Annotated in this window: 11 protein-coding genes and 1 pseudogene; 8 read left to right on the top strand and 4 right to left on the bottom strand. The window is 67.8% G+C overall.

What is annotated here, in order from left to right:
- Nucleotides 1-3 precede the first annotated feature (3 nt).
- The 5 genes from QEG98_RS20575 to QEG98_RS20555 all read left to right on the top strand — a co-directional run bounded on the left by QEG98_RS20575 (nt 4) and on the right by QEG98_RS20555 (nt 6,571).
- A complete protein-coding gene (locus QEG98_RS20575; protein WP_316562515.1) occupies nt 4-1,191 on the top strand; it encodes an efflux RND transporter periplasmic adaptor subunit in 1,188 nt (395 codons plus the stop codon).
- Complete coding sequence (locus QEG98_RS20570; protein WP_316562514.1) at nt 1,188-4,313, top strand: efflux RND transporter permease subunit; 3,126 nt, start codon at nt 1,188-1,190, stop codon at nt 4,311-4,313. Before QEG98_RS20575 ends, QEG98_RS20570 begins: the two co-directional genes overlap by 4 nt.
- A gap of 298 nt (nt 4,314-4,611) precedes the next feature.
- On the top strand, nt 4,612-5,562 hold the full coding sequence (locus tag QEG98_RS20565; RefSeq protein ID WP_316562513.1) for an alpha/beta hydrolase family protein: 951 nt from the start codon (nt 4,612-4,614) through the stop codon (nt 5,560-5,562).
- Between the two features lie 42 nt (nt 5,563-5,604).
- On the top strand, nt 5,605-6,018 hold the full coding sequence (locus QEG98_RS20560) for a GNAT family N-acetyltransferase (RefSeq protein ID WP_316562512.1): 414 nt from the start codon (nt 5,605-5,607) through the stop codon (nt 6,016-6,018).
- A gap of 91 nt (nt 6,019-6,109) precedes the next feature.
- Nucleotides 6,110-6,571 carry a DUF2267 domain-containing protein gene (locus QEG98_RS20555; RefSeq protein WP_316562511.1) on the top strand — a complete coding sequence of 154 codons (462 nt, stop codon included), beginning with the start codon at nt 6,110-6,112 and terminating at the stop codon, nt 6,569-6,571.
- A gap of 10 nt (nt 6,572-6,581) precedes the next feature.
- On the opposite strand, the gene QEG98_RS20550 is transcribed toward QEG98_RS20555, so the two are convergent.
- Together QEG98_RS20550 and nhaA are read right to left on the bottom strand one after the other, a co-directional pair.
- On the bottom strand, nt 6,582-8,273 hold the full coding sequence (locus QEG98_RS20550; protein ID WP_316562510.1) for an AarF/ABC1/UbiB kinase family protein: 1,692 nt from the start codon (nt 8,271-8,273) through the stop codon (nt 6,582-6,584).
- Between the two features lie 20 nt (nt 8,274-8,293).
- On the bottom strand, nt 8,294-9,643 hold the full coding sequence (gene nhaA / locus QEG98_RS20545; protein WP_316562509.1) for a Na+/H+ antiporter NhaA: 1,350 nt from the start codon (nt 9,641-9,643) through the stop codon (nt 8,294-8,296).
- Nucleotides 9,644-9,852: 209 nt separating this feature from the next.
- On the opposite strand from nhaA, the pseudogene mutS reads away from it, so the two are divergent.
- Nucleotides 9,853-12,554: pseudogene (mutS, locus tag QEG98_RS20540) on the top strand (DNA mismatch repair protein MutS).
- Nucleotides 12,555-13,010: 456 nt separating this feature from the next.
- Nucleotides 13,011-15,023 carry an amidohydrolase gene (locus QEG98_RS20535; protein WP_316567804.1) on the top strand — a complete coding sequence of 671 codons (2,013 nt, stop codon included), beginning with the start codon at nt 13,011-13,013 and terminating at the stop codon, nt 15,021-15,023.
- Between the two features lie 192 nt (nt 15,024-15,215).
- Here QEG98_RS20535 and QEG98_RS20530 read toward each other — a convergent pair whose 3' ends face one another.
- Entirely contained in the window at nt 15,216-15,809 is a 594-nt protein-coding gene (locus QEG98_RS20530) for a DUF998 domain-containing protein (protein ID WP_316567803.1), read from the bottom strand.
- A 57-nt stretch (nt 15,810-15,866) separates the two neighbouring features.
- The gene (locus QEG98_RS20525) at nt 15,867-16,424 is read right to left on the bottom strand and encodes a sugar O-acetyltransferase (RefSeq protein WP_316567802.1); all 558 of its coding nucleotides are present in this window, start codon (nt 16,422-16,424) and stop codon (nt 15,867-15,869) included.
- Nucleotides 16,425-16,824: 400 nt separating this feature from the next.
- On the opposite strand from QEG98_RS20525, the gene QEG98_RS20520 reads away from it, so the two are divergent.
- A complete protein-coding gene (locus QEG98_RS20520) occupies nt 16,825-18,987 on the top strand; it encodes a pyridoxal phosphate-dependent decarboxylase family protein (RefSeq protein WP_316567801.1) in 2,163 nt (720 codons plus the stop codon).
- Nucleotides 18,988-19,002 lie beyond the last annotated feature (15 nt).

The following is a 19,002-nucleotide window of genomic DNA, read 5'->3' as shown; positions in this document are numbered from 1 at the left end:
GAAATGCGACGCGCAGGAACGTTGGGTCTGGCCGTGGCCGCGCTGGCCCTGGGGGCTGGCTGCAAGAAGGACGCGCAAAGCACCCCAGGCGGAGCAGCGCCGGCGGGTCGCGGCCGAGCCGCCATCCAGTTCCCCGTCGAGGTGGCTCCGGTGGAGTCGCGGGACGTGGAGTACGTGGTGGACGCGGTGGGCTCCGTGGAGGCCTTCGAGCGGGTGCAGATCACCGCCCGCGTGCCGGGGGCCGTGGAGCGGGTGCTCTTCGCGGAAGGGCAGTCGGTGAAGAAGGGCGCGGTGCTCGCGGAGATCGAGCCCGCCCGCTACGCCATCGCCGTGCGGTCCGCGGAGGCCGCGCTGGCGCGAGCTCGCGCCACGCTGGTGGAGGCGGAGGCCGGTGCGAAGCGCCGCACCGCGGTGAACCAGGCCAGCCCCGGCCTTCTGCCCGCCGAGCAGTTGGAGACCTTCGAGGCTCGCGCGCGCACGGCGGAGGCGGACGTGGCGGCGGCGAAGGCGCTGCTGGACCAGGCGCAACTCAACCAGCGTGACGCCTATGTGCGCGCGCCCATGGACGGCGTGCTCCAGACGCGCACGGTGCAGACGGGGCAGTACGTGCAGCCCGGCATCGTGTTGGCCACGCTGCTGCGGCGCGAGCCGTTGCTGCTGCGCTTCACGGTTCCGGCGGCGGACGTGTCCCGCATCCAGCCCGGCATGACGGCGCGCTTCTCCGTCCGGGCCGCGGAGGGTGGCTCTTTCACGGCGAAGATCACACACGTGGCCGCCGCCGCGGATGATGCCAGCCGCATGGTGCCGGTGACGGCGGAAGTCACCGGTGAGGACGCCGAGCGGCTCCGTCCGGGCGCCTTCGCCACGGTGGCGGTGCCCGTGGACACGCGCGGCGGCAGTCCGGTGATTCCGCAGACGGCGGTGCGCGCCAGCGAGCGCGGCTTCCTGGCCTACGTGGTGGAGGACAACAAGGCGCGTGAGCGCGTGCTGGAGCTGGGCCTGCGCACCGCGGATGGCCGCGTGGAGGTCCGTGACGGCGTGAAGCCCGGTGAGCTGCTGGTGATTCGCGGCGGTGAGGCCCTGCGCGACGGGGCCAGCGTGCGCGTGGCGGAGGGACCCAAGCCCACCTTCACGGGTGAGCCCCGGCTGGAGCCGGAGGCCGCCAGCGGCGGCGGAGGCGCCCGGCCATGAACATCACCGAGGCGTGCATCAAGAAGCCCGTCCTGGCGTGGATGATCATGGCGGCCACCATCGTCTTCGGACTGGTGGCCGCGCAGCGTATTGGCATCAGCCAGTTCCCGGACGTCGACTTCCCCACCATCAACATCTCCGTCACGTGGGAAGGCGCCAACCCGGAGGCGGTGGAGAGCGACGTCCTCGAGTTCATCGAGGAAGCGGTGACGCAGGTGGAGGGCGTCACGGCCATCAACTCCACCGCGCGCCAGGGCGGCGGCAACATCACCGTCGAGCTGGACCTGTCGCGCAACGTGGACCTGGCGCTCCAGGACGTGCAGACCAAGGTGAGCCAGGTGCAGCGCCGGCTGCCGCTGGACATCGATCCGCCCATCATCTCCAAGTCCAACCCGGAGGACCAACCCATCCTCTGGGTCGGCGTGTCCGGGCCCTTCAGCCAGCAGGTGGTGAGTGACTACGCCCGCTACCGCGTGAAGGAGAAGCTCCAGACGATTCCGGGCGTGGGCGAGGTGCAGTTGGGCGGCATGCTGGAGCGCAACGTCCGCATCTGGGTGGACGCGCAGAAGCTGGACGCGCTGGGCCTCACGGTGGCGGACGTGTCCGCGGCGCTCCAGCGCGAGCACGTGGAGCTGCCCGCTGGCCGCATCGAGACGCAGGGCCGCGAGGTCAACGTCCGCGTCATGGGCGAGGCGTTGGACCTGGAGACGCTGCGGCGCATCATCGTGCGCGAGCAGGGCGGCTTCCCCGTCTACCTGAAGGACGTGGCGCTGGTGGAGGACGGCTTCGAGGACGTGCGCCGCATGGCGCGCATCAACGGCGAGCCGGCGCAGGGCCTGGGCATCAAGAAGCAGCGCGGCGCCAACGCCGTGGCGGTGGCCCAGGGCATCCGGGCCGAGCTGGACAAGATGCAGAAGGACCTGCCGGAGGGGATGCAGCTGGGCATCAACTTCGACTCGACGCAGTTCATCGAGGAGAGCGTCCACGAAATCGAGTTCGAGCTGATGCTCGCGTGCATCCTCACCGCCTTCGTGTGCTGGGTGTTCCTGGGCTCGCTCTCCAGCACGATGAACGTGGTGCTGGCCATCCCCATGTCGCTGCTGGGGACGGTGGCGGTCATCTACTTCCTGGGCTTCACGCTCAACACCTTCACGTTGCTGGGCCTGGCGCTGGCGGTGGGCATCGTCGTGGACGACGCCATCATGGTGCTGGAGAACATCTACCGGCACTCCGAAGAGGGGAAGGACCGGGTGCGCGCCGCGCGCGAGGGCACCGCGGAAATCACCTTCGCCGCGCTGGCGGCGACGGCGGCGGTGGTGGCCATCTTCCTGCCCGTCGTCTTCATGAGCGGCGTCATCGGCAAGTACTTCCTCCAGTTCGGCGTGACGCTGTGCGTGGCGGTGCTGCTGTCCTACGTGGAGGCCATCACCCTGGCCCCCGCGCGCTGCGCTCAGTTGCTCAAGACGTCGCGTGAGGGCCGCAGCCGGATTGGCGTCTGGGTGGACCGGGGCTTCGAGAAGCTGGAGCGCGTCTACGCGCGCACCCTGGCCTGGGGCCTGAAGCGGCCGTGGTGGGTGCTGGGCGCGGCGGTGGTGCTGACGGCCTCCAGCGTCTTCGTCTTCCGTGCGCTGCCGGGTGAGTTCGTGCCGTCCCAGGACCAGAGCCGCCTGCTCGTGCGCATGCAGACGGCGGTGGGCAGCAACATCGAAGAGACGAACCGGCTGTTCCTGCGCGCGGAGGAGTTCGCCAGCAGCCGGCCCGAGGTGACGCGCGTCTTCTCCGTCGTCGGCGGTTTCGGCAGCGGCGCGGTCAACACCGGCATGATGTTCGTCAGCTTGAAGCCGCCCGACGAGCGCATGCCGCAGGCGGAGTTCCAGCAGATCCTCCGCAAGGAGTTCAACAGCTACCCGGGCCTGCGCGCGGTGGTGCAGGACCAGTCCCAGAGCGGCTTCACGGCGCAGCGCGGCTTCCCGGTGGAGTTCAGCGTGCGCGGCTCGGAATGGGAGCAGTTGGTGGAAGCCAGCCAGGAGATGCGGGAGAAGCTCCAGGCCAGCGGCAAGGTGGTGGACGTGGACACGGACTACCAGTTGGGCATGCCGGAGCTGCGCATCACCCCGGACCGGGGCCGCGCGGCGGACCTGGGCGTGCCCATCCAGTCGGTGGCCACCACCATCAACGCGCTGGTGGGCGGCGTGCGCGTGGGCAAGTACAGCACCGGCGGCCGGCGCATCGACGTGCGCATGCGGCTCCTGGCGGACCAGCGCTCCAGGCCGGAGGACCTGTCCACGCTGAAGGTCCGGACGGCCAGCGGCGCGCTGGTGCCGTTGTCGTCGCTGGTGACGCAGGAGGAGCGGCCCGCGCTGCAGGCCATCACCCGGCGGGACCGTGAGCGCGCCATCAGCGTCTACGCGAACGTGGCGCCGAGCTCGAACCAGGAAGAGGCCCTGGCGACGGTGGAGCGGCTGGCGAAGGAGTTGCCTGGCGGTGTGCGCGTGGTGGCGGGTGGCGCCAGCGTGGCCTTCCGCGACTCGATGAGCAGCCTGTTCTTCGCGCTCTTCCTCGGGATTGGCGTGGCGTACATGGTGCTGGGCGCGCAGTTCAATTCGTTCCTGCACCCGGTGACGGTGCTCACGATTCTGCCGCTGTCGGTGGCGGGCGCGGCCTTCGCCCTATTCGCCACGGGCACCACGCTGAACATTTTCAGCATGATTGGCCTGTTGCTGCTGATGGGCATCGTGAAGAAGAACTCCATCATCCTGGTGGACTACGCGCTGCAAGAGCGGGAGCGCGGCGCGGACGCGCTGCAGGCCATGCTGCGCGCGGGGCCGGTGCGGCTGCGGCCCATCCTCATGACGTCCACCGCGACCATGATGGCGGCGGTGCCAGCGGCGCTGGCGCTGGGGGCGGGCTCGGAGACGCGCGCGCCCATGTCCATCGCAGTGCTCGGTGGACTGTCCGTGTCCACGGTGCTCAGCCTGCTGGTGGTGCCCGCCTTCTATGTCGTGGCGGACCGCATGAAGACGCGGTTGGGCGAGCGGTTCGGCAAGAAGGACGATGAGACCCACGAGCCGCCGCAGCACCCGGAGCATGGCGACGCGCCGCGTCCGGCGGCTCATGGGTGAGCGGCACGTCTGACCGCTTGGGTGATAAGGCCATCGCGGACGTCTTCGTGACGCCGCGGTGGCCTTTTCTTTGTGGCGCGACGCCGCAATGGGTCCTGCGTTGAAGCGTTGGTGGATGGCCATGGTCCATCGTTCGTTTCGCGGTCGCAGCGCCTCCTTCGTCAACCGTCTGGGCGCAGGGGGCCTCGGGGTTGTGCTCCTGATGGGAGGCTGTGCCTCCTTCCCGCCTGCTCGGGAGGTGTCTTCCGCGTCGGCTCCGTCGGGCGCGACGCAGCATGGCGCCGACGCGGCATTCGCCGTGGGCTTCACGTCACTGACGTTCGAGGACGCGGCCCGCCAACGTTCGTTGAAGACAGTCGTCTGGTATCCAGCGCCGCTGGGCTCCCACATGGTGGAGCATACGGCGTCTCCCATCTTCGTGCCCTTCGTCGCCGCGAAGGACGCCCCCGTCTCGGATGCCCGGGAGCGCTGGCCGCTGGTGGTGCTGTCCCACGGCAACGGCGGCGCGGCCATCAACATGTCGTGGCTCGGCGCGCACCTGGCCGCGCATGGCTTCATCGTCGTGTCGGTGGACCATCCTGGCAATACCTACGGAGACACGAGTCCTGAGGGCTATGTGCGCGGCTGGGAGCGACCCCAGGACTTCACGGCCCTCCTGGATGGGCTCTTGAAGGACGCGGTCTGGGGGCCTCGTGTGGACACGGAGCGCATCGGTGCAGCGGGGCACTCCATGGGGGGCTACACGGCGCTGGCGTTGGCGGGCGCGCGGCTCAACCTGTCACCGATCGCGAACCTCTGCACAGCACCTGATACACGCGAGCACCCAGGTTGCGACGAGCTTCGAGACGTGGACTACAGCCGAATCGACATGGCGGTGGCGCGGGCGTCGTACAAGGACTCGCGGGTGCGGGCGGCCTTCGCCATGGCACCGGGGATGGCGGGGACCTACGAGGCGCGGGACGTGGCGGACATCGACGTGCCGGTGACGCTGGTGCTCGCCAAGGGGGACGAACTCATGCCCCATGCACAGCACGGCCTGCATTTGGCGAAGCTGCTGCCCGACGCGACGACGGTGGTGTTGGACGACGCGGCCCACTTCACTTTCCTGCCCGAGTGCACGGAGTTGGGCTTCAAGGTGGCGGCCATGCTGTGCCGGGATGCCATGCCGGGGACGCGCGCGGCCTCGCAGGCACGTACACGCGCGGAGGCGGTGGTGTTCTTCCAACGGACGTTGGACGCTCGGCGGTAGCTTCGCGGCGTTCCGCGACAGGCCAGACTGAGAGGGCACAGCGTGAAAGACGGATACGAAGTCGTCGCCGAGGGGCCGTCCATCGACGACTACCGCCGGCTGAGGGAAGTCGCCGGGCTGAGTCCCAAGAGCGCGGAGGCTGCCGCGGCAGGATTGCCCAACACCCGCTTCGCCGTGGTGGTGAAGCACGACGGCCGCGTGGTGGGCATGGGCCGCGTGATTGGTGATGGTGGCCTGTTCTTCCAGGTCGTCGACATCGCCGTGGAACCGGCGCATCAGGGCCAAGGCCTGGGCAAGGCCATTGTCGGTCGGCTGGTCGAGCACCTGAAGGCAACAGCGCCAGCGGGGGCCTACGTCAGCCTGATTGCCGACGGGGAAGCGCACCGGCTCTATGCGCAGTTCGGCTTCCAGCCCACCGCGCCAGCTTCCATCGGAATGGCCTTCGTCATCCGATAGGGCCGAGGTGCGGCGTGCCCGCGCCATGTCCACAATAACAGGCGCCGGAGGCACGCGGCACGGCCGCACTGGCATCCGAGGAGGCAGCCCCATGGCGGAGCACACCGAACCCCCTATCAACGCCACGCCGGTCAAGGAGCGTGAAGAGCCCGCTGACCTCCAGGGCTTCCTGGACGAACTGGGGAACAGCCGCGAATTCCAGGTGAATGGTGTGGACGCCCGGAAGGGCGCGGAGGCGGTGTTCTGCACGCTCGCGCGGCGCCTGTCAGACGGAGAGGACCTCAAGCTGCTCTGGTCTCTGGGGAAGGGCGGCATTGGCTCCATCCTTGGGACGTGCAACATCCACCGGGGCCCGTCCCACGCGAAGCGCATGGGACGCGCGGAGTTCATCACCGACGTGGCGGACCACCTGCGCATCCCCGTGGACCAGGCGCTGCGCGTCCTGTCGGTGGTGTTCACCGCCATCCGGGACCGGATTCCAGACGACGAGGTGGCGGCCGTGGCCTCGCAGCTCCCGGCGGACCTCGCCGACCTGTGGCGCCGGCCCGTCTAGCGGCGGCGGGCTACTTGCGTTGGGGCTTCTTGAGGAAGCGGCTCAAGCGCACCTTCCCCAGGCCCCGGCCGCCGAAGAGGTACCAGGTGATCGCCGCGCCGAAGAAGGCCGCGGCCACCGCGATGCCCACCACGCCGAGCACCGGCACGTTGCCGTACATCCACGGCTTGGGCGCGAAGGAGATGAACGCGCCCACGATGAACCCGCACGCGCACAGGCCCATGAAGGCAATCACCGCCGCGCCGCGCAGGTTCTCATTCAGCTTGTCGAACTGGTCCGCGCGCACCGTGACGGTGAACTTGCCGGACTCCATGTCCAGCAGGATCTGCGACAGCTGCGTGGGCAGGTCCTGCGCCATGGCCTGGAAGCGCAGCAGCGTGCGCATCAGTCCGCCCTGGAGCTGCATCGGATCGTAGCGCCCGGCGAGCAGTTCCTTGGCGTACGGCAGCGCCACCTCGATGATGTTCATCTCCGGGTACAGGCTGCGCAGCATGCCCTCCGTGGACACGGAGGCCCGGCTGAGCAGCGCGTACTCCTTGGGGATGCGGATGCGGTACTTCACCGCCAGGTCCAGCAAGTCCCTCAGCAGCGAGCGCGTGTCCACCTGTCCCAGCGTCGTGGCCAGGTGCTGGCCGAGCAGCGCCTCGATGTCGTTGCGGAAGCCCACCAGGTTGGCGCGCGCGTCCGGCACGCCCACGCGGTAGAGGATGCGCGCCACGGATTCGCTGTCCTTGAGCGCCACCGCCAGGCACAGCATGACCAGCGTCTCCTGCATGGGGCGCGACAGCCGGCCCACCACGCCGAAGTCCAGCAGCGCCAGCCGGTGGTCCTCCAGCAGCAGCAGGTTGCCCGGGTGCGGGTCACCGTGGAACAGGCCGTCCTCGAAGAGCTGCCGGAAGGAGGCGTCCAGGATGTTCTGGGCAATGGCCTTGCGCTCGGGCTCGCTCAGCTCCGCGGGGTTGAGCTTCACGCCGCGGATGAACTCCATGGTCAGCACCGTGCGGCTGGACAGGCCGGAGTAGACGCGCGGAATCTTGAGGTAGGGCCGCTCGCGGTGGTTCTCCAGGAAGGCCCGGATGTTGGTGGCCTCGTTGATGAAGTCCAGCTCCTCGTGGATGGCCCGGTCGAACTCATCCACGATGCCGGTGGGCGTGTACACGCCCGTCTCCTCCACCACGGCCTCCAGCAGTCGCGCCAGGCTGCGCAGCACGCCCAGGTCGGAGTCGATGCGCTCGGCGATGCCCGGCCGCTGCACCTTCACCACCACCTCTTCGCCCTCCAGCGTCAGCGCGCGGTGCACCTGGGCGATGGACGCGGCGGCCAGCGGCGCCGGGTCGATGGTGGCGAAGAGGCTCTCCACGCTGGCGCCGAGCGAACCTTCAATCTGCGCGCGGACATCCTCCAGGGAGATGGGCTCCACGTGGTCCTGGAGCATGGCCAGCTCGTCGATGTACTCGGCGGGCAGCAGGTCGGCGCGGGTGGACAGCACCTGTCCCAGCTTGACGAAGGTGGGGCCCAGGTCGTTGAGCAGCATGCGGAAGCGCCGCGCCGTGGAGGCGCGCTGGGCCTCCGGAGAGACTTCCACCTTCTCCTTGCGGCCGAGGATGCGCCACAGCCCCGCGCGCTCCGCCAGCTCGCCAAAGCCGTGGCGCGCCGCGATGACGGTGATTTGCCGCACGCGGTTGAGGTCTTGGAGAATCACGAGCGTTCCTGTCCTCTACGTTACGCCGGGACGGCCGGTTTCGCCACGAAGCGCAAGAGTGCGTAGCCCACCACCGCGGAAAGCAGCGAGCCCACCAGGATGCCCAGCTTGGCCTCCGTGAGCAGCTCCGGCTGGGTGGGGAAGGCCAGCCCCGCCACGAACAGGGCCACCGTGAAGCCAATGCCCGCCACCACCGCGACGCCGTGGATCTGCGGCAGCGTCGCACCGCCGGGCCGGTCCGCCACGCCCAGCTTCAGCGAGCCCCAGGTGAACAGGAAGATGCCCACCTGCTTGCCCACGAAGAGGCCGGCGATGATGCCCAGCGGCAGCGGCCGGAGCAGGTCCGCCCAGCCCATGCCCTCCAGGGAGATGCCCGAATTGGCCAGGGCGAAGAGGGGGACGATGCCGTACGCCACGGGCACGTGCCACAGGTGGACGAAGCGGTTGAGCGGCGGCTCCAGCTCCTCCAGACGCTCCTCGAGGTAGAGAATCTGCGCGCCCCGCGTCGCCTCGTCCATCGCCGTCTGGAGCGCCCGGTCCACGTAGAGGCGCAGTTCCTCCAGCACGTGGCGGCCCGGACGCAGGGGGCGTGCGGGCATGAACAGGCCCAGCACCACGCCCGACAGCGTGGCGTGGATGCCGCCGTGGTGCATCGTGTACCAGAGCGCCGCGCCCGCCAGCGCGTATGCCACGCCGTTGCGCACCTGGAAGTGGTTGAGGCACGCCAGCACGGCGAGCACGCCCAGGGCTCCCATGAGCCAGCTGACGTGGAGCCCCGAGCCGTAGAAGAGCGCGATGACGAGGATTCCGCCGATGTCATCGAAGATGGCCAGCGCCGTGAGGAACACGACCAGCCCGTGGCTCACGCGCGTTCTGACCAGCGTGAGGCAGCCAATGGAGAAGGCGATGTCGGTGGCCATGGGGATGGCCCAGCCCGCCTGGGCGGGCGTCCCCTGGTTGAAGGCGGCGTAGAGCGCGGCGGGGACAATCATGCCGCCCATCGCGGCGATGAGCGGCAGCACCGCGCGGGAAAAGGTGCGCAGCTCCCCCGAGCTCAGCTCGCGCTTGATTTCCATGCCGACGACGAAGAAGAACAGCGTCATCAGCCCGTCGTTGATGAACTCGCGGACGGTGAAGCCCGCGTGGACGCCCGCCAGCCCCACCATCATGCGGGCGTCGAACACGGCGGAGTAGGTGGCGGCCCACGGCGAGTTGGCCCACGCCATGGCGGCCACGGCGCACAGCGCGAGCAGGATGCCGCTGGCCGCCTCCAGGCGGAAGAAGGCCTGGATGGGCGCCAGGGCCACGCGGAAGAGGGCCGGGACTGGAGGCCGGGGCCGGGCCTCTGAGGGAGGGGGTGTCTGCGCCATGCGGCGCGCACGATGCCCCGCGTCGCCGGGGCTGGCACCCGTTTTCAGCGGTGGGGTGGGTGGAATGTCGGCGGGGGGTGGTAAGGGAACTCGGCGGGTAGGGCGCCGGTTCGTTGATCCAGGGGTGGGGCCATGAGAGAAGGGCAGGGATGGCCGTGACGCAGCAGGCGAAGGCAGGCAGGACCGCAGCAGTGGAGCTCCCCGGGGACATGACGCCCGAGGTGGGGCCGGTGAACGAGGGTGCGGGCGCCCGGGAGATTGCCTCCCTGACCCCCATGATGCGCCAGTACATGGAGGTGAAGGCGCTCCACCCGGACTCGCTGCTGTTCTTCCGGTTGGGTGACTTCTACGAGATGTTCTTCGAGGACGCGGTGAAGGCCTCGGAGATCCTCCAGATCACGCTCACCGCGAGGTCCAAGGGTGCGGACAAGGTGCCCATGTGCGGGGTGCCCTACCACGCCGCGCGGCGCTACATCGGCCGGCTCGTGTCGGAGGGCCTGAAGGTCGCCATCTGCGAACAGGTGGAGGAGCCGGGCAACGGGCCGGGCATCGTCCGCCGGGAAGTCACGCGGGTGATTACCCCGGGCATGGTGCTGGACGAAGAGGTGCTGGAGCCTCAGGCCAGCAACTTCCTGGCCGCCGTGTCCTGGAACGACAAGGGCTGGGGCGCGGCGCTGCTGGAGGCGTCCACCGGCGAGTTCATGGCCCTGGAGGCCCCAGGCATCGCGGAGCTGGCGGAGTCGCTGTCGCGCGTGGAGCCCCGTGAGCTGCTGGTGCCGGACGGGAAGCGGGACGCGCCGGAGGTGGTGCAACTGCTCGCCCGGCTGGTGCGCACGCCGGCGGTGGCGGAGGGCGAGGCCGCGTCGTTCGACCCCACGCGAGCGGCGGGCTACCTGCGCAGTCACTTCGCGGTGCAGTCGCTGTCCGCTTTCGGACTGGATGACGCGCCCCTGGCCGCGGGCGCCGCGGGCGCTGCGCTGCGCTACCTGAAGGACACGCAGAAGACGGCGGCGGCGCACGTGGACCGGCTGAGCCGGCAGGAGCGCGGCGGCAACCTCCTGATGGATGAGTCCTCCCGGGCCAACCTGGAGGTGCTGCGCTCGCTGCGGGACGGTGGGCGCAAGGGCTCGCTGCTGGGCGTGTTGGACAAGACGGTGACGAGCCTGGGCGCGCGCAAGCTGGCGCGGTGGCTGGCGTCTCCGCTGGGCTCCCTGCCGGAAATCCACGCGCGGCTGGACGCGGTGGAGGAGCTGTCCGGGCGCAGCGTGTGGCGCGAGGAGCTGGCCGGCATCCTCAAGGAAGTGGGAGACCTGGAGCGGCTGTGCGGCCGGCTGTCGCTGGGCGCGGGCAATGCACGGGACTTGCGCGCGCTGGGCTTGTCGCTGGCGCAGCTTCCCGGGTGGTGGCGGTGCTGGCGCGGTGTGAGTCCCCGCTGCTCAAATCCCTGACGGGGCCCCTGTCCGCGCTGCCGGAGCTGGCGGAGCTGCTGTCGCGCGCCGTGGCGGAGGAGCCGCCGGTGACGCTGAAGGACGGCGGCATGATTCGCGCCGGCTTCCACGCGGAGCTGGACAAGCTGGTGGCGCTGTCCACGTCCGGAAAGGACCTGCTGCTCCAGATCGAGCAGCGGGAGAAGGAGCGCACTGGCATCTCCTCGCTGAAGGTCCGCTACAACAAGGTCTTCGGCTACTACCTGGAGGTGACGAAGTCGAACCTCGACCGGGTGCCCAAGGACTACATCCGCAAGCAGACCACGGTGAACTCCGAGCGCTTCGTCACCCCGGAGCTGAAGGAGTACGAGGAGCAGGTGCTCACCGCCGAGGAGCGGCGGTGCGCGCTGGAGATTCAGCTCTTCGAGGAGCTGCGCGCGCAGGTGGTGTCGGCGGCGCCGCGCATCCGGTCCGCCGCGGAGGCGGTGGCCACCGGGGACGCGCTGCTGTCCTTCGCGCGGTGCGCGGCGGAGTACGGCTACACGCGGCCGGAGGTGGATGCGTCCGTGGCGCTCAGCATCACCGCGGGGCGGCACCCGGTGGTGGAGCGCATGCTGGGGGCGGGGGATTCGTTCGTTCCCAACGACGTCCGCCTGGACCCGGCGGAGGACGCGCAGCTGATGGTGATTACCGGTCCGAACATGGCCGGCAAGAGCACGGTGATGCGGCAGGTGGCGCTGACGGCGCTGATGGCGCAGGCGGGCTCGTTCGTTCCGGCGAAGGCGGCGCGCATCGGCCTGTGCGATCGCATCTTCACGCGTGTGGGCGCGGCGGACAACCTGGCGCGCGGTCAGTCCACCTTCATGGTGGAGATGACGGAGACCAGCCACATCCTCCATCACGCCACGAACAAGAGCCTCATCATCCTGGATGAGATTGGCCGTGGCACGTCCACCTTCGACGGGCTCTCCATTGCCTGGGCGGTGGCGGAGCACCTGCACGACACGGTGGGGGCGCGCGCGCTGTTCGCGACGCACTACCACGAGCTGGTGGACCTGGCCCGCGAGCGGCCTCGGGTGAAGAACCTGTGCGTCGCCGTGAAGGAGCAGAGCGGCAAGGTCATCTTCCTGCGCAAGCTGGTGCCGGGCGGGGCCAGCCGCTCCTATGGCATCGAGGTGGCGAAGCTGGCGGGCCTGCCTCCGGAGGTCGTGGGGCGCGCGCGTGAGCTGCTCCAGAACCTGGAGTCCGGGGAGCTGGATGACGCGGGCCGGCCCCGGGTGGCCGTGCGGCAGCCCCAGGGCGGTCGGCGTGGGGCTTCGACCGGGCAGCTGGGACTGTTCGGCATGGAGCCGGCGCAGGGCGGCACCGGGGTGACGCCCGCGCAGCAGAAGGCGCTGGACGCGTTGAAGGGGGCGACCATCGACCGGATGACCCCCCTGGACGCGCTCAACCTGCTGGCGAAGCTCCAGCGCGAGCTGGAGTAGGGCGCGCCCGCCTGGGACGCCTGTGTTGTTCCTCGGTGAGGCCCTCGCTCGGGTGCAGGGCCTCGCCGCACCCGCGTATCCGGTCGTGTCCCGAGGGCACCGTCACCGCCCGCATCGGAGTCCGTTGATACGGCTCGGGTGGGAGGGAGGGTGCTCACGGCAGGGACTCGATGCTCGCGTCTACTACCGTGTATCACCCTATGACGGACCGGACGGTTGCAGGGCGCGACTCCCGTTGACGCGTCGGACCGGCGCTGACGTGTCAACGGACAGTCTGCCGTGTCAGTTCACAGCCTCACGGCGGATGCTCCCTGGGGACGGGCCAGGCCTGACGTGTCAGTGACCTCTGTTGACGTGTCGGACGACATCTTGACGCGTCTGTCTTTGAGTCTTCGGGGTGTATGGATTTGATTGGGTTTCTGTGTATGGTGTCTCACCTCATTTAAAAGGAGTCCTATGTCTGGACCTCTGCGTCGAGATGCCTCATGTCCTCCCCGTGCATTCGCCCGTGGCTCCAAGCTCGTGGCTGCACTCGCCCTCCTGTCGTCCTGCGCGGCGCCCATCGAGCGCGGCCCCGCAAGGCCTGGCGCCACCCTGTTCCTCGGGAAGGTGCTCACCATGGACGACAAGGGGACCATTGCCGAAGCCGTCCTGGTGGATGATCGAGGCCAGATCCTGAAGGTTGGCACCGCGCACGAGGTGCAGAAGGGCCTGGACACCTCGGTGCAAACCGTCCAGCTCGCGCCCGGGCAGGTCTTGATGCCGGGCTTCTTCGATCCGCACATGCACTTCCTGCCGACGCTCCTTCAGAGTGTGTTGGGCACGCATGACCTGGCGCCCTGCCTGCCTCCCCCGTACAGGGTGGACCCGTCCGCGGACTGCAGGCCCCGCAGGGATATCCTGAGCGCGCTCTCCTCGATGAAGGTGGAGGACGCGAGTGTCATCGGGAGCGACGTCTTCGTCCTGGGGATGAACCTGGATCCGTCGAGGCAGACGTTCGACAACACAACGGGCTGCGGCAAGGGCGGCCCTGCGAGCTTCATGACGAACCCGAAGTTCTACCTCGAAGCGTGTGTGCCCAAGGCCAAGGAACGGCCGGTGCTCATCGTGGACCAGTCGGGCCACCTGGCCTACGTGAACCAGAAGGCCTTCGAGGCTGTCTGTCCGAACGGAGTCGTCAAGGGCTGCAAGCCGCCTGAGTCCGTTGGCAAGGGCGGTGGCGAATGGGTCACGGATGCGAATGGCGATTTCACGGGCCTGCTTCGGGAGTCGTCCGCTTTCGGGCCGTTCATGAAGGCGATGCAGCAGAACCTCCCGATGGCCCTGATGCACTCCGACCCGGTCAAGCTCGCGGAGCAGGGCGGCGCGGAGATTGATCGCGCCATCATGGCGCTGCGCAATGCAGGTGTCACCACCATCGCGGATGGTGGGCTCCAGAGCGTGGGGCAGATCAACGCCGTGAAGCGGTTCACCGAGTTGCCCGGGTTCCCCTTCCGCATCACGGGTGTCGTGGTGGCGGATGCCGCGATGGAAGCGGGGCTCAAGCCGACGGCCCCTGCCTGTGAGCCGAAGGCTGGCAATGACTGTGCGCTGCCGAAGTGGCTGGGCGCCGGTGGTATCAAGATCTGGGTGGATGGCTCCACGCAGGGCTGCACAGCGAAGCTCGATTCGCCGTATCAGTACCTGGAGGGTGGGCACTGCTCCGGTGCAGGCGAGGGCCGGGCGGATTACGACAGCGCGCAGGCCATTGTCGACCAGTTGAGCCCGCTCTGGAATCAGGGGACGTGGCGGTTCAATCTCCACGCCAACGGCAATGGCGCGAACACGTGGGCGCTGGATGCGTTGTCGCGGCTCCAGCAGTTGAAGGAGAACCCTCACCGCGTCCTCCTCATCCACAACACGGTGGGCCGGCCGGCGCTCTCCAAGCGCATTGGTGACCTGCGCAAGGGCGCGGGTGTCATGGATGGGAATCCGGTGTCGGCGCTCGACGTCCAGGTGACGCACCTGATTGGTCACGTGGCGTACTGGGGTGACGCCTTCGTGGGGATGCTGGGGCAGGAGGCAGCGAGCGAGATCGACCCCATCGCCTATGACCGTGAGAACGAAATTCCGTTCTCGCTCCACAGTGATTCCATGGTGACCCCGACGCGTCCCCTCTGGTTCGTGGAGCAGGCCGTGACGCGGCGCACCTGGTCCTATCCGGACTTCACCAACACGTATGTGCTAGGGGCCCAGCATGCGGCGACCGTCGAGGAGGCGCTGCGCGCGATTACCATCGTGCCGGCCCGTCACCACGAGCTCGACAAGCTGATTGGCAGCATCGAGCCCGACAAGGTGGCTGACTTTGTCGTGCTGAGCGCCAACCCGCTCGATTTCGACCCGGCCAAGAAGGGCGACCCGACGAAGATCAGCCAGATTCAGGTGATCCAGACCTACCTCAACGGACGGCCCACCGGCAGCCAGCACTGAACGGCGCTTGAGCGCCCAGTCCAGACGCCTCCCACAGGGGACTCCTGTGGGAGGCGTTCGTCTTGGCGTCCGGTTTTGCGCCGCGAAATCTCCCGACATTTCCGAACAGCGAGCTGCCGAGGTGCGCCTCGCTTCAGGGCGCGCCTCAAAAGGGCTGAGCGATTGCGTCGCCGCGGGGCGGCAGGGATTGGCTCAGGCTGCCACCACCAACCACACGCCCACCAGGAGCATCCAGCCGAAAACGGTCGCCTCGATGAGGCGCTGAACGAGTCCTCGCACGGGCGATTCGAAGGACAGCACGAAGATTCCGGCGAGGACTCCCTTGCCCAGCGCGGCAGTGAGCATCGCAAGATTGGACAGCATCGCCGTGTCCTCGAAGGTGCGCCCAAGCTCGATCAACCCAGCGCCCGCGCCGAAGTAGCCGATGGCGGCGACGAGGTTGTGAATCTGGTTCCGCCAGGTCCCCCAGAATGGCGCCCCAGCGTCACATGGAAACAGCGCGGCTCCGACGTAGCTCACGCCCAGGAAGGAAAGCAACACGAGGCCCGTTTGGCCGTCCTCCTGCAGCTGCCCTCTGAGCATCGCCACGAACACCCAGACAGCGAACCCCAAGGGCGCGAAGGCGAGCCAGGCAACTCGGGCCGCGTCGGGTGCCCCCGATTCTCCCAGCTCGCTGAGGGTATTCCGCAGGTGGCTGTAGCCAGGGCGACGACGTGCGAACCACCACGGCGGTACGGCGGCCAGCAGACCTGCGAAGACCGCCGCGACGAGGACCCACAGGCTCATTCTTCAGCCTCTAAGCGCGTGTCCCCTCTGGCGAAAGCGCGCGGTCGGGCTCGACGGTTACTCGGTAATCTCGCGGATGACGCGGCAGGGGTTCCCGGCTGCGAATACGCCATCCGGAACATCCCGGGTGACGATGCTGCCCGCACCGATGACCGCACGTGAGCCGATCCGAACGCCCGGGAGGATGATGGCTCCGCCTCCCACCCAGACGTCTGTACCAATCGTGACGGGCTTGCCGAACTCCTCCTTCCGCCGCAGCTCCGCGTTGAACGGGTGCATGGGCGTGTAGATCTGCACCCCCGGCCCGAACAGTGTGTAGTCGCCGATGCTCACCCGGCACACGTCCAGCACGATGCAGTTGAAGTTGAAGAACACGCGCTCGCCCAGCTCGATGTTCGAGCCATAGTCACAGAAGAAGGGCGGCTGCATCCACACCGTGTCGCCGCCCACACCCACCAATGCTTGAAGGATGCGCCGCCGCTCCTCCTGCTCACCCTCGCGGGTGGCGTTGAGCGCCTGGCAGAGGTCCCGCGCGCGAATTCGGGCCGCCACGAGCTCTGCGTCAAACGGGTCGTAGAGTTCCCCGTCCAGCATCTTCTGGCGTTCGGTCTTCACGGGCGTTCCTCCTGATGGGCCTTGTTGGCAGGGATCGGACTTGTGGCCACGAAATGGCGGTCGCAGGAATCGGAGTGATTCCTGTCCGTCCACTTTCCGACGCGGAGCGTCGCTCAGGGCGGCCTGGCTGCGGACAGCGCCCTCTCCGCAGCAGCCGAGCGCGAGCCCGTTCCACGCGCCGCTGGGCCACGGACGCATGGACGGGCACCATCATGGACCGATTGAAGAACGTGAAAGGGAATTGAGGACATTCATCATGCCCCGGCAGGTGGTGTGTCCTCTGGACTGACGACACTAGTTTTGGATGGCCTTGGTCGGTCGCGGTTCTGTAGCAAGGGGGCTGGTCATGAAATCACGACGGGATTTCAGAGGTCCGAGCTTTGCGAGGCTCCGCGAGGGAATGCGGCAGGTGGCGACCGCCAGCAACATTTCGGGACTGGATGGAGCGGGTTCCCGCGCAGTGGAAGCGTGGTTCTTGGGGCCCAAGGGCGAAAATGCGGATGTATTGGAGTCTCTCATCGTAGAGGCCATTCGGGACCAGGTGTTCTGGCGCCGCAACTTTCACCCGGGAGACCCGACTCACATCACAGAGGAGATAAAGCGTAGCCCCGAATATATCGAGGCCCTGGACGCGCTCGTTGCCGGACACCGCTCGCTGTTGGCATTCCTGAAGAAGTCCGTTCCCTTTTTCAGCATGCGCTACCAGGGGCATATGAATTGGGACCTCACGCTGCCAGGGGTTGTCGGATACTTCACCGCGATGCTGTACAATCCGAACAACGTTGCCTTCGAGGGCTCCACGGCAACGACGCTGCTCGAAATCCTCGTTGGTGACGACTTGTGCCGGATGCTTGGCTATCCCATTCCGGACACCGGCGACCTGGCTGCCGGAGCCCTCCGACCCTGGGGCCACATTACGTGTGATGGGTCGGTGGCCAACATCGAGGCCATCTGGGCGGCGCGAAACCTGAAGCTTCTGCCCGTTGCCCTCCAGGCCGCGCTTCGGGAGGAAGCATCGATTGCGCGCGGCAGAGACCTCACGGTGCCCGTTCCTCAAGGAGGAACCGCGAAGTTCGTGGAGCTCGACACCTGGTCCCTGTTGAACCTCCCAGAAGACACCGTGCTTGCCCTTTTCGGACGACTGACTCGGGAGTTCCAGATCCCCCGAGATACCCTCACGGCGGTGCTGGCTCGCTTCTCGCTGCAAAACCTCGGCATGATCGAGTTCTCACGCCGCTTCTTGGGAGACGTTCCCGGACCTCCAGTATTCCTGGTGCCGGGCACGCGTCACTATTCGTTCCCGAAGGCCGCGGCGGTGCTGGGGATTGGCGCGTCAAACATGATCGATGTGCCCGTGGACCTCGATGCGCGCATGGATCTCACTGCCGTGCGTCGGGTCCTGGAGGACTGTCTCACACAGCGAAGGCCGGTTTACGCCGTCGTTGCGGTCATTGGCAGTACCGAAGAGAGCGCCATTGATCCGTTGAAGGAGCTCCTGGCTTTGCGTGACGAGTACCGAAGCCGAGGACTCGACTTCCACGTTCATGCGGACGCAGCCTGGGGGGGATATCATGCGTCCTGTATCCGCGAGGATTTCGCAATGCCGGAGCCCTTGGCGCGGGGGTTCGCCGCCGCTCCACCTCCCGCCATGCCACTGAGCCGGTATGCCACTGAGCAGCTCCTCGCGCTCGGGGGCGCGGACTCCATTACCGTGGATCCACACAAGTCTGGCTACATCCCCTATCCAGCTGGCGCGCTCTGCTACCGCAACTCGGCCATGCGCGACCTGGTCACCTTCAGTGCCCCAGTGGTCTTTCATGGAGATGCGGAGCCCACGGTTGGCATCTACGGGCTCGAGGGCTCAAAGCCGGGCGCTGCCGCTGCGGCCGTGTATTTGAGCCACCGGGTCATTCGTCCCACCCGAAGTGGATACGGGAAGATCATTGGTCAGGCGCTCTTCAGTTGCAAACGCCTCTATGTGCGTCTGCTCTGCATGGCGAAGGAAGGGGACCCATTCGTGGTCGTTCCGGTGCCGCGGCTTCCGGCAGAGGCGAATGGTGGAAATGGGGTGGAGCAGCTCCAATTCCTTCGTGAGCGCATCGACCGGGCGACTTCTGCGGAACTGGAGAAGGATCCGGAGGCAATGGCGTTGCTGCGAGAGCTGGGCCCGGATGAGAACATCCTCGCATATGCGTTCAACTTCCGGACTGCCACGGGGGAGCTCAACCGGGACCTTGCGCTGGCCAACCAGCTCAACAAGGCAATTTATGAGCGGCTCAGCATCGATCCGGGCTCGGATATCTATGGCTATGATTTGATCGTCAGCACGACGGACTTGTCTGGCCCGGGTTACGGTCGTGGCTTTATCGAGAACTACAAGGCCCGGCTCGGAGTCGGTGGCTCGCCGGGCGACACCATCACGGTGCTGCGTTCGGTGACGATGGACCCCTGGGTTACCGAGACGAAGGAGGGATCCTTCATCGACGTGTTGGAGGTTGAGTTTCGCAAGGTGGTGGCTGCGGCTCTCGAGGAGCTCATTCCTACTCGAGACAAGGGCTACTGAGATGGCCGGGCGTCG

This window comes from Myxococcus sp. MxC21-1, assembly GCF_032612255.1.
Taxonomy (GTDB): domain Bacteria; phylum Myxococcota; class Myxococcia; order Myxococcales; family Myxococcaceae; genus Myxococcus; species Myxococcus virescens.
The sequence above is the reverse complement of the archived record's forward strand: the minus strand, read 5'-3'. Positions and strand labels throughout refer to the sequence as shown.